The sequence below is a fragment of the Micromonospora sp. WMMD737 genome (assembly GCF_049179055.1).
GTDB classification, from domain to species: domain Bacteria; phylum Actinomycetota; class Actinomycetes; order Mycobacteriales; family Micromonosporaceae; genus Micromonospora; species Micromonospora reichwaldensis.
This window is the reverse complement of record NZ_JBMHMH010000001.1, coordinates 1,297,694-1,312,111: the sequence shown is the minus strand read 5'-3', so window position 1 is coordinate 1,312,111 and position 14,418 is coordinate 1,297,694. Positions and strand designations below refer to the sequence as shown.

The window sequence follows — 14,418 nt, the reverse complement described above, 5'->3', positions numbered from 1 at the left end:
AGTGATCGAACTTCACGTCGAGCCGGAGTTGCTGGAGAAGGCGTCGCGGGTGTGCGGCGACCTGCGCGACGACCTGCGGCGCGGTGTGTCCGACGTCGGAGACGAGACGCGGGCCGCGGTCGCCGGTCTGCCCGGCTGGCGGACCCGGGCGGCGCTGGAGCAGCTGCGCTGGTCGTGGTCGGACGACCTGGCGGGGTTGGACCGCTATCTGTCCCAGGTCGGCGACGCTCTGCAGGGCTGCGCGATGGACTACCGCTACAGCGACGAGGCCAGCGCGGCCCGTTTCGACATCCCCGAGCGGTGACCGCGCGGTGGTGACGTACGCGGACCTGCGCGAGGCGCGCGTCGCCCCGCTGCGGGACGCCGCGCAGGCCTGGACGGACCTGTCGCGGGCCTGCGCGGAGCTGGAGGCGCGGTGCGGGGCCGAGCTGACCGGGCCGCTGCGCTCCTCGGGCTGGCAGGGGCCGGCCGCCGACGCCGCGATGGGTCGGCTCGGCGCGCTCGACGACGAGTTCGAGGTCGCGAGCCTGCAGACGCGGACCGCCGCGAGCGTGTTGCGGGAAGCGGCGGAGGAGTTCGGCGACCTGCAGCGGCGGTTGGAGTCGGCCGTCGGCGCCGCCCGATCCCTCGGACTGACCGTGGACGAGGCCGGGCGGGTGTCCGCGCCGGCGACGGCGGCGGGGGACAGACACGACCCGGACGCGGAGGCGCTGCACCGTAGACATGTCCGGAACGCCGCGATCCACACCGACCTCATCACGCGGATCGTCGCCGAGGCCACCGAGGCCGACAGCCGGATCGCCCGCGCCCTGACCCAGTTGACGGCCGGCGCGCCGGGGCAGTTCGCCTGGGAGTACGACAGGGCCAACGACGGCGCCCTCGCCGCCGCCGCGGCGCTCCAGCTCAGCGAGGACGGCATTCCGGCGCCGGGCAGCAGCCCCGCCGACGCGCACGCCTGGTGGAGCGGCCTGTCCGACGACGAGCGACAGGTCTACCTCACCGCCTACCCGGAGCGGATCGGCGCACTCGACGGGCTGCCCGCCACGGACCGCGACGCGGCGAACCGACTGGCGCTGCGTACGTTCGTCGGTGACGACGTGGGCCGGCACCGCGACCGGGACGACCCACGGCACGCCGCCGCGCTCATGCTGCTGGACAAGCTGGAGGGCGCGGAGAACGCGGCTCCGCACGAACGGCTCTACCTGCTCTCGTTCGATCCGGCGGGTGACGGGAAGGCGGCGGTCGCGATCGGCAACCCGGACACCGCCGCCCACACCGCGGTCCTCGTTCCCGGCGTCGGCACCGAACTCGACGACATCCGTGGCCTGATCGGTCGGGCCGACGACCTGCGGGAGGCCTCGGTCGAGCTTGCTCCCGCCGGCAGCGACGTCTCCGTCGTGGCCTGGCTCGGCTACGACACCCCGTCGGTGGACCTCGACATCGTCAGCGCCGTGTTCGGCGCCAAATCCGAGGCCGGCGCCCGCGCGCTCGACGGCTTCGTCGACGGGCTCCGCGCCTCCCACGACGACGGCCCGTCCCACCTCACCGCCATCGGGCACAGCTACGGGTCGACCGTCCTCGGCGAGGCCGCCAGCAACGGCGACGGCCTCGCCGTCGACGACATGATCGCCGTCGGCAGTCCCGGCATGCGCGTCGAGCACGCCAGCGAGTTCACCATCGACCCGAGACACGTGTGGGCCGGTGCCGCGGCCGACGACACCGTCGTCGCGCGACCGGAGGAGACGATCGGCTGGCTCGACGGCGTACCCGTCGTCGGGGAATGGTTGGTCGACGGCCTCGTCGGCATCCACGGCCCCGCCCCGCACGACCCGGAGTTCGGCGGCAACGTCCTGCACGTCGACACGTCCGGCCACAGCGGATACTGGGCGCAGAACAGTCAGATGCTGCGCTCCCAGGCGGCCGTCATCGTCGGCGACTACGAGGCGGCCGCCCTCGACCACGGCACGGCCCCATGACCCCGCGTCACCGCCCGCCCCGGTGGCGCGCCGTGGCGGTGGCGGCCGTGCTGGTGCCCGCCACCGCCTGCGCGGGCGGGGGACCCGGCCCCTCGTCAGGAAAGGACGATTCGTTGCAGACCAAGGCAGCCGCCGAGGTGAGCACCCTGGCCGAGGCTCGCGCCCGGGCCGTCGCCACCACCGCCGGCGTCACGCTCGACGCCTGGCGGACCAACACCTCGCCCTGCCAGGGCCAGCGGGGCGAGATCGCCGACGACGGACGGTGGACGTTGAGCGGCTTCGCCGGACTCCCGGTCCCGCCCGCCGACCAGATCGCCACGCTGCGGCGCATCCGGGACATGTGGCGGCAGCAGGGCTACGAGATCACCGAGGACCGCACCTTCGCCGACGGCACCCGGGGCGCCGTGTCGATGCGTGACCCCGGCACCGGGATCACGATCAGCCTCACGACGACCGCGAGCCGGGACCGCGTCGCCCTGATCCTGGCGACTGGCTGCTACCGGCCCGCGGCAGGGGAGGACCCGGCCAACGCCTAGGCCGGCTCCCGGCGCCCTCCGCGGGCCGCCCGGGCACGCACGACCACTGGAGCTCAGTGCGCGGTGACCTTCCAGTAGCCGCCGAAGTACACGCGCTCCTTGGCGATGCCGCGCTCGGCGCACAGGTGCCGCCGGACGGTCGTGACCATGGCGGACTCGCCCGCGACGAAGGCGTACGGCGTGCCGGCCGGCAACGCCAGGTCCCGCAGCGTGCGGATCACCACGTCACTGCCGCCCGCCGGTGCGCCGCCCCGGTGCAGCCAGGTCAGCGTGACGCCGGGCGGCGTGCGTACCGCGATCTCGTGGTCTGCCGAACCCACCTCGATCAGCGCGATCGCCCGCGCCTGCGGCGGCAGCGCCTCGACGGCCGCGGTGATCGCCGGCATGGCGGTCTCGTCGCCGACGAACAGCTGCCAGTCGGTGTCGGCGGGCGGGGCGTACGCGGCGCCGTCGCTGAGCACGCCGATCCGGTCGCCCGGGGCGGCCCTGAGCGCCCAGGCGGAGGCCGGTCCGCCGTCGCCGTGGAGCACGAAGTCGATGTCCAGCTCGCGTCGGCCGGCGTCCAGGCGCCGGACCGTGTAGTTGCGGACCAACGGCCGTCGCTCCGCCGGCATGGCCTGCAGTGCGGGCCACCACTGCGCGGAGTCCGGCAGGTGCAGGTCGGCGTCGGGCGTGGGGGCGAGGAAGATGCGCGCCAGGTGGTCCGGCCCGTCGTAGCCGAAGCGGTCGATCTCGGCGCCAGTCAGGGTGATGCGCCGCAGATGAGGCGTGAGTGGCCGGTTCGCGACGACCTCGGCGAGCATCGGGCGCCTGATCACCTCGGTCTCGACCAGTGTGCTGCCGACGGTCATGGTGTCGCTCCTTGGAGGATCGTGAGCTGCTCCTGGCTGCGGAGTTAGGTTAGCCTGACCTTAGCCCGGCCGATCTCCTGCCCCTAACGATCGAAGGCGGAGAATCGAGCCGGGTGTGGAGGCCCGCCCCTTGGTCCGGAGGTCGTCCCGCGCCCCGTCCGGCCGTCGTCGATCCGGTTCGTGTTCCGGCTGCGCCCGTCCGCCCGGTGCCCGTCGCGCTCGCTGGACAGCGGGGGGCGCGCTCCTCGGCGCGGACCGCGTCGCCCCGGTAACCCCAGGTGAGGTGGCCTGCGGGTGCGGTGTCTGGCGGGCTGCGGTAGATCAAGACCGCCCCGGAACGTGTGTTAGGTTAGCCTCCCCTTACCTGCATTGAGGTGTACTTTCATGCGCTCAAACCGCTTCCTGACCGGGATCGTCGCCCTGGCGGCCACGGTGGTGCTCACCGCGTGTGGCGGCACGTCGAAGGCCGACGACGCCTCGGCCGACGGCAGCTCCGCGACGTTCCCCGTCACGATCACGCACGCGCTCGGTACGACGACGATCAAGGAGAAGCCGAAGCGGGTCGCGACCGTCGCCTGGGCGAACCACGAGGTTCCGCTGGCCCTCGGCATCGTCCCCGTGGGCATGGCGAAGGCCAACTTCGGCGACGACGACAACGACGGCGTCCTGCCGTGGGTCACCGAGAAGCTCAAGACACTCGGCGGGACAGCGCCGGTGCTGTTCGACGAGAACGACGGCATCAACTTCGAGGCGGTCGCGGACACCAGGCCCGACGTCATCCTCGCCGCGTACTCGGGCCTGACCCGGCAGGACTACGACACCCTCAGCAAGATCGCCCCGGTGGTCGCCTACCCCAAGGCGCCCTGGGCCACGGCCTGGCGCGACACGATCAAGCTGGAGAGTCAGGCCCTCGGCCTCGCGAAGGAGGGCGACGCGCTGATCGCCGACATCGAGAAGCGGATGGCCGACGCCGCCGGGAAGCACCCGCAACTGGCAGGGAAGTCGGCCATGTTCATGACGCACGTCGACCCGACCGACCTGAGCAAGATCGGCTTCTACACGACGCACGACACCCGGGCCCAGTTCTTCACGGACCTCGGGATGAAGGCTCCGGCAAGCATCGCCGGGCTCTCCGCCGGCACCGACAAGTTCACGCTCGACCAGAGTGCCGAGCAGATCCAGGTCTTCGACGACGTGGACGTCATCGTCGCGTACGGAGACGAGAAGCTGCTCGCCGCCGCGCAGGCCGACCCGCTGCTGTCGAAGATCCCCGCCGTCAAGCGCGGTTCGGTCGTCATGCTCTCCGGCAGCACGCCGCTGGGCACCGCGGCGAACCCGACCCCGCTGGCCATCCCGTTCGTGCTGGACGACTACGTCGCGATGCTCGCCAAGGCCGCCGACAAGGTGTCATGACCACGCTCGACTCGCGCGCCCTGCCGGACGTCGCCGTGGCGCGGCGTCCGGCCCGGGTGCGGCTGCTGTGGTTCCTCGTCGCGGTCGCGGCGCTGCTGACGGTCATGGTGGCGTCGGTCGCGCTGGGCTCCCGCACCGTCGGATGGTCCGACATCCTCGCCGCGTTGCAGGGCGCGGACGGCACCATGGAGCAGGCCGCCGTCACCAAGCGGATCCCGCGGACCCTGCTCGCCGTGGTCGTCGGCGCGGCCCTCGGCCTGTCCGGGGCGGTCATGCAGGGCGTGACCCGCAACCCGCTGGCCGACCCCGGCATCCTGGGCGTGAACATGGGGGCGTCGCTCGCCGTGGTCACCGCGATGGTCACCTTCGGCCTCTCCTCGGCGACCGGCTACCTCTGGGCGGCGATCCTCGGGGCCGGCCTCGCGGCCGTCTTCGTGTACGCCGTCGGCTCCCTGGGGCGCGGTGGCCCGACGCCACTCAAGCTCGCCCTCGCCGGTGCCGCCACGTCCGCCGCGCTCGCGTCGCTGATCAGCGCCTTCGTGCTGCCCCGCAACGACGTGGCCGGTGGCTTCCGCTCGTGGCAGATCGGCGGGGTCGGCGGTGCGACCTACGACAGCATCCGGCAGGCACTGCCGTTCCTCGCCGTGGGTTTCGCGATCTGCCTCCTGTCGGCCCGGGCCCTGAACTCGCTCGCTCTCGGCGACGAACTCGCGGCGGGGCTCGGCGAACGGGTGGCCGTCGTGCGGGCCGTCGCGGCGATCGGTGCCGTGCTGCTCTGCGGCGCCGCCACGGCGGTCGCCGGACCCATCGGGTTCGTCGGCCTGGTCGTCCCGCACGTGTGCCGCCTGCTGGTCGGGCTCGACCACCGGTGGCTGCTGCCGTACTCCGCGCTCCTCGGCGCGTCGTTGCTGACCGCCGCGGACGTCGTCGGCCGGGTGGTGGCGCGCCCGACGGAGATCGACGTGGGTATCGTGACGGCGCTGATCGGCGCCCCCTTCTTTATCTACATCGTCCGCCGGCAGAAAGTGCGCGAGCTGTGAGCGCCACGACTCTCGAGGCCGTCACCCACGGCCGGGTCCGCCGTACGCTCCGGCGCCGCGGCGTGCTCGTCGTGCTGTCCGCCCTCGCCGTCGCCGCGTTCGCCGTCTCGCTGATGGCGGGGCGCACCTTCTACCCGCCGGCGGACGTGCTGGCGGTGATCGCCGGCGAGGACGTCCCCGGGGCCTCCTTCACGGTGGGCACGCTCCGCCTGCCCCGGGCGGTCCTCGCGATCCTGGCCGGGGCTTGCTTCGGGCTCGGCGGCGTCACCTTCCAGACGATGCTGCGCAACCCGCTGGCCAGCCCCGACATCATCGGCATCAGCTCCGGAGCGAGCGCCGCGGCCGCCTTCGCGATCGTGACGCTGCACCTCGGGGAGGCCGGGGTGTCCGCCTTCGCGATCGTCGTCGGGTTGGCCGTGGCGCTGGTCGTCTACACGCTGTCGTTCAAGGACGGCGTCGCGGGCACCCGCCTCGTCCTGATCGGCATCGGCATCGCCGCGATGCTCGACAGCATCACCGCGTACGTCCTGACCCAGGCCGCCGAATGGGACCTGCAGGAGGCGATGCGCTGGCTGACCGGCAGTCTCAACGGCGCCACCTGGGCGGAGACCGTCCCGGTGGCGGTCGCCGTGGCCGTCCTGGCGCCGGTGCTGCTGGGCCAGGCCCGCAACCTCTCCATGATGCAGCTGGGCGACGACACCGCGGCGGCGCTCGGCGTACGCCTGGAGCGCACCCGGATCCTGGTCATCGTCGCGGCCGTCGGTCTCATCGCCTTCGCCACGGCGGCGACCGGGCCGATCGCCTTCGTCGCCTTCCTCTCCGGGCCGATCGCCGCCCGGATCGTCGGCCCGGCCGGCTCGCTGCTGCTGCCCTCCGCCCTCGTCGGCGCCCTGCTGGTGCTCGTCGCGGACTTCGCCGGTCAGTTCGCCTTCGACACGCGCTTCCCCGTGGGTGTCGTCACCGGCGTGCTCGGCGCCCCCTACCTCATCTACCTGCTCATCCGTACGAACCGCGCGGGAGGCTCGCTGTGACCACCACCCACACCTCGTGGTCGAGAGCCTGACGCTCGGCTACGCCGACCGCGTCGTCATCGACTCGCTCGACCTCCTCGTGCCGCCCGGAAAGATCACGGCGATCGTCGGCGCGAACGCGTGCGGCAAGTCGACCCTGCTGCGGTCGATGTCGCGCCTGCTGGCGCCCCGCGCCGGCCACGTCCTGCTCGACGGCGAGCAGGTGCACCGGCTGCCGGCCAGGCAACTGGCCCGTACCCTCGGCCTGCTTCCCCAGTCGCCGACGGCGCCCGAGGGGATCACCGTGGCCGACCTCGTCGGTCGTGGCCGCAACCCGCACCAGCGTGTGTTCTCGCGCTGGAGCCGCGAGGACGACGCCGCCGTGGCGGCGGCCCTGGACGCGACGCAGACGGCGGACCTCGCCGACCGTCCGGTCGACGAGCTCTCCGGCGGCCAGCGGCAACGGGTCTGGATCGCGATGGCCCTGGCCCAGCAGACGGACCTGTTGCTGCTCGACGAACCGACGACGTTCCTGGACGTCAGCCATCAGGTCGAGGTCCTCGACCTGCTCACGGACCTCAACCTGACGCGCGGCACGACGATCGTCATGGTGCTGCACGACCTCAACCTCGCCGCCCGGTACGCGGACCACCTCATCGCGCTGGCCGCCGGCAGGCTGCACGCCGCGGGGGAGCCGGCGCGGGTCCTGACGCGGGAGTGCGTCCGCGCGGTGTTCGGCCTCGAAAGTCAGGTGATCGTCGATCCGACGTCGCAGAAGCCGCTGATGCTGCCGGTCGGCCGCCACCACGTGGCGACCAGCCGGGCCCCCGGCGCGCCGGACGGTCGCCGAGCCCCCGTTCACCGGAGCCATTAGGTGAGGCTAACCTGGCCCTCGATCGCTGGGAGGGCGCAGCTCGTGCACACATCGTCGTTTCTCGTCGGGGCCTGACGCCCCGTGGCAGCCGAGAAGACCAGTGGCGGGACGGTCCTGCGCCGCGCCCTGCGCCGCCAGCGCGGCCGCGTGGTGGCCGGCACCGCACTGCTCTGCACCCACCAGGCCACCGAGGCCCTCGTCCCGGTCGCGATCGGCGTGATCATCGACCGCGCGGTCGCCACCGGGGACGTACGGGCGCTGCTGCTCTCCCTCGCCGGTCTCGCCGTCCTGTTCACCGTCCTCGCCTTCGCCTACCGCACCGGCGCCCGCCTGGGGTACGCCGCCCTGGAACAGGAGGCCCACCTCCTGCGCGTCGAGATCGCCCGCAGCGCCCTCGACCCGCGCGGGAACCGCTCCGGCATGCGCGACGGCGAGCTGCTGTCCGTCACCGCCTCCGACGCCGAGTTGACCGCGCTCGTCGTACGGGTCGCGGGGCTCTGCGCCGCCGCGCTCACCGCCATCGCGGTCTCCGCCGTCGCGCTGCTCGTCATCGACGTCCCCCTCGGGCTGGGCGTGCTCGTCGGCGTGCCGCTGGTGGTCGTCGCCCTGCAACGGATGGCGCCGCTGCTCAGCCGGCGCAGCGCCGCGCAGCAGGAGGCCCTCGCCGCCACGACCTCACTCGCCGTCGACCTCGTCACCGGCCTGCGCGTGCTGCGCGGCATCGGCGCGCAGGACCACGCCGCCCGCCGGTACGCGGCCGCCAGCCGCCACGCCCTCGACGTCACCCTGCGCGCCGCCACCACCAAGGGCCTGCACCTCGGGCTCACCACCACCGTCAACGGCCTCTTCCTCGCGGTGGTCGCCGGGGTCGCCGGCTGGCTCGCGATCCAGGGCCGGCTCACCGTCGGCGAACTCGTCGCCGTCGTCGGGCTGGCCCAGTTCGTCGCGGAGCCCGTGCAGACGCTGGGCTGGTCCGTGCAGCTGTTCGCCATGGCCCGCGCCAGCGCCGGGCGGGTCGCCCGGGTCCTCGGCGCGGAGCCGCTCACCCGGCCGGGTACCGCCGGAGCACCCGCCCCGGCCCCGGCGCGGCTCACCCTCGACACGGTCGGGTACGCCGGACTCGACGGGCTGTGCCTGCGGGTCGGCGCCGGTGAGGTCCTGGGTGTGCTCGCCCACGACCCGAGCGAGGCCGAGGCGCTGGTGACGCTGCTGTCCGGCCGCGTGCCCCGGGAGGACTACCGGGGCACGCTGTACGTCGACGGCGTGCCCGCCGAGGAGCTGCACGTCGACGCCGCACGCGGCATCCTCCTGGTCGAGCAGCACGACGTGGCGTTGTTCGAGGGGACGCTGCGCGCCAACCTCGCCGCCGGCGCCGACGCCGACGAGGCGGTCCTGCGCGCCGCCGTACGCGCCGCGGCGGCCGAGGACGTGCTCGCCGCGCACCCGCACGGCCTCGACCGGCTGCTCACCGAGCGGGGCGCCAACCTCTCCGGCGGGCAGCGGCAGCGGATCGGGCTGGCCAGGGCGCTCGTCGCCGACCCGCCGGTGCTGGTGCTGCACAACCCCACCACGGCGGTCGACGCGGTGACCGAGGCGCTGCTCGCCGAGGGGTTGACCTCGGCCCGCGCGGCGGCGGCCCGCGGCACGGTGCTGATCACCAACAGCCCGGTCCTGCTGCGCAGCACCCACCGGGTGGTCGTGATCGACCGCGGGCGGGTCGTCGCCGAGGGGCCGCACGAGGACCTGCTCGCCAGCGACGCCCGCTACCGGGAGGAGGTCCTGCGATGACCGACGAGTCCGCAGTCGGCGCGGCGCCGAGGCAGCTGCTGCCCACGGCCACCGCCGGGCAGACCTGGGCGGCTCTGCGCGCCGAGTTCGCCCGGCTGCCCGCGCTCAGCGCCGCCGCCATCGTTCTGCTGGTCGCCGCCGCCGCGACCGGGCTGGTCGCCCCCTGGGTGCTCGGCCGCCTGGTCGACGACGTCGTCGCCGGTACCGACACACCCCGCATCGTGGCCTGGGCAGGGGTGATCGCGGTCGCCGCGGTGCTCGCTGGCGTGCTCACCGCGATCGGCGCCGCGCTCACCGCACGCCTCGGCGAGACCGTGCTGGCGCGGCTGCGGGAGCGGGTCCTCGACCGCGCCCTGCACCTGCCGTCGGCCACGCTGGAGCGGACCGGCACCGGGGACCTGGTGGCCCGCGCCGGCGACGACGTGGCCGTGGTGACGAACGTGATCGCCACCAGCGGCCCCGCCTTCCTCGGCGCGCTGCTGTCCATCGTGCTGACCGCGTTGGGGCTCTTCGCGCTGGACTGGCGCCTCGGCCTCGCCGGGCTGGCAGCGGCCCCCGCGTACGCGTTGGCGCTGCGCTGGTACCTGAGGCGCTCGGTGCCGTACTACGCGCGCGAGCGGGTCGCGACGGGCGAGCGGACGCAGGCGATGGCCGGGGCGCTGCGCGGCGCGGCGACCGTGCGCGCCTACCGGCTGGAGGACGCGCACGTCGGCGGGATCGCCGACCGCTCCGCCGCCGCCCGCGACCTGTCGTTGGAGATCTTCAACCTGCACACCCGGTTCGGGCTGCGGATGAACCGGTCGGAGTTCGTCGGCCTCGCCGCCGTCCTGCTCGCCGGGTTCCTGCTGGTGCGCGACGACCTGGCCACCGTGGGCGCGGCGACGACTGCGGCCCTCTACTTCCACCGGCTGTTCAACCCGATCGGCCTGCTGCTCTTCCAGGTCGACGCGGTGCTGCAGGCCGGGGCGAGCCTCGCCCGGCTCGTCGGCGTCACCGCGCTGCCCGCCGCCGTGCCCGCCGGCTCCGCGCCCGCCGCCGCGTCGTCGGGCGGCTCAGCGTCCGTCGCCCCCGCGCCCGACGTCGCGTCGCCCGGCGGGTCCGGGGCTGGGCGGTCCCGCCGGTCCGCAGGCCGGGCCGATACGGCACCCGCTGCGCTGAAGGTGGTCGTCGACCGGCACCGCTACGACGACGGGCCCGTCGTGCTGAGGGACGTCGCCCTCAGCCTGGCGCCGGGCGAACGCGTCGCACTCGTCGGCGCGAGCGGGGCAGGCAAGAGCACGCTCGCCGGTGTCGCCGCCGGAATCATCGCACCGACCCGGGGCGCGGTCAGCCTGCGCGGCGTGCCGCTGGGTGACCTGAACGAGCACCGCGTCCGCCGCGAGATCGCCCTGATCAGCCAGGAGGTGCACGTCTTCGCCGGGACGCTCGGCGACGACCTGCGCCTGGCCGACCCGGAGGCCACCGACGCCGAGGTGAACGCCGCCCTCGACCTCGTCGGCGTCACCGACTGGCTGCGTACTCTGCCGGACGGGTTGGACACGTGCGTGGGGGAGGGCGGGCGGCAGCTCACCGCCGCCCAGGCCCAGCAGCTCGCCCTGGCCCGCCTCGTCCTCGCCGACCCCGCCGTCGCGATCCTCGACGAGGCCACCGCGGAGGCCGGCAGCGCCGGCGCGCGCGACCTCGAGCGCGCCGCCGCGGCGGCCACCGAGGGCCGCACCACGCTGATCGTCGCGCACCGCCTCAGCCAGGCGGCCACCGCGGACCGCATCGTCGTCCTGGAGCGCGGGCGCATCGTCGAACACGGTACGCACGAGCAGCTGCTGGCGGCCGGAGGCGGCTACAGCCGGCTGTGGCGGTCGTGGCGCACGCCCGTTCCCGTACTGCCGTAGGAGCGCGCCGGCGAAGAGGGCGGCTGGCGCGGCTGGACTCGGCGCCGCACCGGGGCGTCGGCGCTACCCACGCCCCGGCGTGAGCCGGGCGAAGTGAGCGTCGATCTCCCTACGGGCGTCGGCGGGATCCAGGCCCGTGGTGAGGACCCGTACGGTGATGCCGTCCAACAGGCTGGTCAGCGCGGCGGCCTCGGCGCGCGCGTCCACGTGCGCGCCGATCCCGCCCTGCGCCCTGCCGAGCGTGAGCAGCCGTTCGAGGTTGCCCCGAAGAACGGTCTCGCTCTCGGTGAGGATCGCCGCGATTCCCTCGTCGACCAGGGCCTCCGCCGTGAGGACCAGCCACACCCGCGCCTCGAAGGCGCGCTCGGCGTCCAGCGGTACGAGTTGCCACGCCGCCTGGCGGATGACGTCCAGGGTGATCGAGCCGGCGGGGATCGTGCGTGCCCGCCGCACCACGCGGGCCGTCAGGTGGTCGATGGCCGCCCGGACCATGAGTTCGCGGGTCGGCAGGTAGTGCTGGGCGGTCGCCAGGGCCATCCCGGCCTCGCTGGCGACGGCCCGGACCGTCATCCCGACGGAACCCGCGCGTCCCAGTACGACGCAGGCGGCTGCGCCGAGATGCCGGCGTCGCTCCTCGTGATCCACAAGCTTGGGCACAGGCCGATCATAGATGATCGGTCATTTGACCGATATAGGTCGGGCGACCTAATCTCGACGGCATGAGCGACCTCCACCCGGATCCCGCCCTCAGGGTCGACACCCCCCGGTTCAGCTACGTCGACATGGCCCTCGTGTTCGCCGTCGGCATCGGGCTGGCCAACTCGGCGGTGGCGGACTTCCTGGCCCAAGGGCCGGCCCGGCTGGGCATGTCGGAGATGACCGCGTCGAGCATCGCCTGGATCCTGATCAACGGTACGCAGTTGGCGGTCGGCCTCGCCGTCGTCCGCCACCGCTTCGGCGCCGTCGCCCGGCCTCTCCGGCTCCTGCGCCCCGAGCGCCGTCAGGTCGGCGCCGCGATCGGCTGGGGCCTGGCCAAGGCCGCCCTCACCCTCGGTCTCGTGCTGGCCCTGCCCGCGGCGCTCGTCGAGGGTGGCGGCGGCGAGGGCGGGTATCCCGTCGGCAGCCTGCTGGCGCAGTTCACCTTCGCGCTGGCCTTCGGCGCCGTCGCCTCCCCGCTGTACGAGGAAATCCTCTACCGGGGCGTCTTCTACCAGGGGCTCGCCGGTCGGCTGCCCGCCGTGGCCGCCATCGTCCTGTCGGCGTTCTTATTCGCCGCGGTCCACCTGCCCCGCGTCTTCAACACCATCAGCGCGCTGCTAGCCGGCCTGCTCTTCGCCTGGCTCCTGCACCGTCACCGCAACCTCTGGGTGCCGATCCTCGCCCACGCCGTAAGCAACGGAACCCTGGTCGCCCTGGCCTTCGCCGCCGAGGCCGCCTGAGCGGCCGCCGCCCGCGTGACGCCGCCCGCCGACGTGGGGGCAGGATGGGGTACGTGCACATCGAGCCGGTCGACGCCGCGCCCGAGCAGGCGTTCCGGCGGGGGATCCTGCGGCAGCGCTGGGAAGACCTGACGTTCCTGCACTGGGCGGTCGCGCCGGAACTCGTCGCGCCGCTGCTGCCCGAGGGCACCCGCCCCGACACCCTCGACGGGGTCAGCCACGTCGGTCTGATCGGCTTCCGGATGGTGGGGCTGGGCCTCGGGAGGGGGCCGGGGATCCCGTACTTCGGCAGCTTCTGGGAGACCAACGTCCGGCTCTACTCGGTGGACGACACCGGCCGGCGCGCCGTGGTGTTCCGTTCGCTCGACGCGTCGCGGCTGGTCCCGGTGCTGGTCGCCCGGGTGACCCTGGGACTGCCGTACATGTGGTCGGCGATGCGGCTGGACCGGGACGGCGACCGCTACACCTACCGGTGCCGGCGCCGCTGGCCCGGCCCGGTGGGCGCGACGAGCCGCATGGTGGTGCGGGTGGGGGAGCCGGTCGCCGAGCCGACCCCGCTGGAGCACTTCGTCACCGCCCGCTGGGGGCTGCACACCCGGGCGTACGGGCGGACGCTGCACCTGCCGAACTGGCATCCGCGCTGGCCGCTGCACCGGGCGGAGCTGCTGCACCTGGACGACGACCTGGTCGCCGCCGCCGGGCTGCCGCCGCCCGCCGGGGCGCCGGTGAGCGTGCTGTATTCCCCCGGCGTACCGGTCCGGTTCGGCCCCCCGGTCGCGCGGGGCCGGGCCCGGACTGCCCAAGTCAGGCAGTCATCCTGAACCGCTGACCTTCGGCTGCTGATGGTCGGTCAGCCGGAACCCGACGCCGCGCACCGCGTCGATGGCCACCCCGGTGCCGAGTTCGTGGAGCTTGCGGCGCAGCCGCTTGACCAGGGACTGCACGTCCGCCCTGCGTTCCCGGCCCTCGTCACGCCAGACCGAGCGGTGCAGCTCGGCGTAGCTCCACACCCGGATCGGCTCGGTGGTCAGGCAGGCCAGCAGGTCGTGCTCGAGGCGCGTCAGGCCGATCTCGCGGCCCCGGCTGCGGGCCGTCGACCGGGCCGAGTCGATCAGCAGCGCGTCGTCGTCGGCGCCCGGCGGGCGCGCGGACGGCGTCGGGGCGGGCCCCGGCGGAACCGCGATCAGTCGGCGCAGCTCGTCGAGGTCGGCGACCAGCAGCAGCGGCGCGACCCCGTCCAGCCGTTCCGCGAGTCGTATCCGCTCGGCCGCCGACGGCGTCACCGCGATCACCAGCGGAAATGGTTCGTCGGCCGGATCTGGTCCGCCCGACGCAGTGCTTTCGTCGCGTGCCCCCACAGCACCCACCCGGAAACTATGGACAGCCTCTGCCCATCTTCGTCAGGACCGTGACAATCGTTGGCAAGCTCCCCATTCGCCGGCCAACGGCTAGTGACAAATTGCTTACGGCAAGTCCTTGATCGTCCATTCTTGTCGATCATAGTGTCCAGACGGGCAGCCGGCGTGACCCGCGCGGTGCCTTGGGGGGCATGGAGGGGCCGGATCCCGCTCATCCGAACGGAGACGAGCCCCTGCACCCTCC

General features: G+C 73.9%; 14 protein-coding genes. 11 read left to right on the top strand and 3 right to left on the bottom strand.

Translation table 11 applies throughout. The features are described 5' to 3' along the window. The first annotated feature begins 1 nt into the window (after position 1). The 3 genes from ACN27A_RS05035 (at position 2) to ACN27A_RS05025 (ending at position 2,512) form a co-directional block, all read left to right on the top strand. On the top strand, positions 2-304 hold the full coding sequence (locus tag ACN27A_RS05035) for a WXG100 family type VII secretion target (RefSeq protein WP_421450105.1): 303 nt from the start codon (positions 2-4) through the stop codon (positions 302-304). A gap of 10 nt (positions 305-314) precedes the next feature. Beyond that, a complete protein-coding gene (locus tag ACN27A_RS05030) occupies positions 315-1,976 on the top strand; it encodes an alpha/beta hydrolase (protein WP_421450104.1) in 1,662 nt (553 codons plus the stop codon). A 113-nt stretch (positions 1,977-2,089) separates the two neighbouring features. Further along, positions 2,090-2,512 (top strand): hypothetical protein, encoded by a 423-nt coding sequence (locus ACN27A_RS05025; protein WP_421450103.1) that lies wholly within the window; start codon positions 2,090-2,092, stop codon positions 2,510-2,512. Between the two features lie 53 nt (positions 2,513-2,565). Here ACN27A_RS05025 and ACN27A_RS05020 read toward each other — a convergent pair whose 3' ends face one another. Continuing rightward, the gene (locus ACN27A_RS05020; protein WP_421450102.1) at positions 2,566-3,363 is read right to left on the bottom strand and encodes a siderophore-interacting protein; all 798 of its coding nucleotides are present in this window, start codon (positions 3,361-3,363) and stop codon (positions 2,566-2,568) included. A 384-nt stretch (positions 3,364-3,747) separates the two neighbouring features. Here ACN27A_RS05020 and ACN27A_RS05015 point away from each other — a divergent pair, with 384 nt between their 5' ends. The 6 genes from ACN27A_RS05015 to ACN27A_RS04990 all read left to right on the top strand — a co-directional run bounded on the left by ACN27A_RS05015 (position 3,748) and on the right by ACN27A_RS04990 (position 11,377). Next, positions 3,748-4,776 (top strand): iron-siderophore ABC transporter substrate-binding protein, encoded by a 1,029-nt coding sequence (locus tag ACN27A_RS05015; RefSeq protein WP_421450101.1) that lies wholly within the window; start codon positions 3,748-3,750, stop codon positions 4,774-4,776. Then, complete coding sequence (locus ACN27A_RS05010; RefSeq protein WP_421450100.1) at positions 4,773-5,816, top strand: FecCD family ABC transporter permease; 1,044 nt, start codon at positions 4,773-4,775, stop codon at positions 5,814-5,816. The genes ACN27A_RS05015 and ACN27A_RS05010 overlap by 4 nt, the downstream gene beginning before the upstream one ends. Then, a complete protein-coding gene (locus ACN27A_RS05005; protein ID WP_421450099.1) occupies positions 5,813-6,847 on the top strand; it encodes a FecCD family ABC transporter permease in 1,035 nt (344 codons plus the stop codon). The genes ACN27A_RS05010 and ACN27A_RS05005 overlap by 4 nt, the downstream gene beginning before the upstream one ends. Before the next feature lie 16 nt (positions 6,848-6,863). Beyond that, the gene (locus tag ACN27A_RS05000; protein WP_421450098.1) at positions 6,864-7,700 is read left to right on the top strand and encodes an ABC transporter ATP-binding protein; all 837 of its coding nucleotides are present in this window, start codon (positions 6,864-6,866) and stop codon (positions 7,698-7,700) included. 81 nt (positions 7,701-7,781) lie between these two features. Next, positions 7,782-9,488 (top strand): ABC transporter transmembrane domain-containing protein, encoded by a 1,707-nt coding sequence (locus tag ACN27A_RS04995; RefSeq protein WP_421450097.1) that lies wholly within the window; start codon positions 7,782-7,784, stop codon positions 9,486-9,488. Next, positions 9,485-11,377 (top strand): ABC transporter ATP-binding protein, encoded by a 1,893-nt coding sequence (locus ACN27A_RS04990; protein WP_421450096.1) that lies wholly within the window; start codon positions 9,485-9,487, stop codon positions 11,375-11,377. The genes ACN27A_RS04995 and ACN27A_RS04990 overlap by 4 nt, the downstream gene beginning before the upstream one ends. Before the next feature lie 63 nt (positions 11,378-11,440). Here the strand turns inward: ACN27A_RS04990 and ACN27A_RS04985 are convergent, their stop codons facing one another. Beyond that, positions 11,441-12,034 carry a TetR/AcrR family transcriptional regulator gene (locus ACN27A_RS04985; RefSeq protein ID WP_421450095.1) on the bottom strand — a complete coding sequence of 198 codons (594 nt, stop codon included), beginning with the start codon at positions 12,032-12,034 and terminating at the stop codon, positions 11,441-11,443. Positions 12,035-12,096: 62 nt separating this feature from the next. Between ACN27A_RS04985 and ACN27A_RS04980 the strand changes: the two genes are divergently transcribed. Further along, entirely contained in the window at positions 12,097-12,816 is a 720-nt protein-coding gene (locus ACN27A_RS04980; protein ID WP_421450094.1) for a CPBP family intramembrane glutamic endopeptidase, read from the top strand. 53 nt (positions 12,817-12,869) lie between these two features. Beyond that, positions 12,870-13,637 carry a YqjF family protein gene (locus ACN27A_RS04975; RefSeq protein WP_421450093.1) on the top strand — a complete coding sequence of 256 codons (768 nt, stop codon included), beginning with the start codon at positions 12,870-12,872 and terminating at the stop codon, positions 13,635-13,637. On the opposite strand, the gene ACN27A_RS04970 is transcribed toward ACN27A_RS04975, so the two are convergent. Continuing rightward, positions 13,629-14,108 (bottom strand): winged helix-turn-helix domain-containing protein, encoded by a 480-nt coding sequence (locus ACN27A_RS04970; protein ID WP_421450092.1) that lies wholly within the window; start codon positions 14,106-14,108, stop codon positions 13,629-13,631. The two genes, ACN27A_RS04975 and ACN27A_RS04970, sit on opposite strands and share 9 nt — an antisense overlap. Between the last annotated feature and the right edge of the window lie 310 nt (positions 14,109-14,418).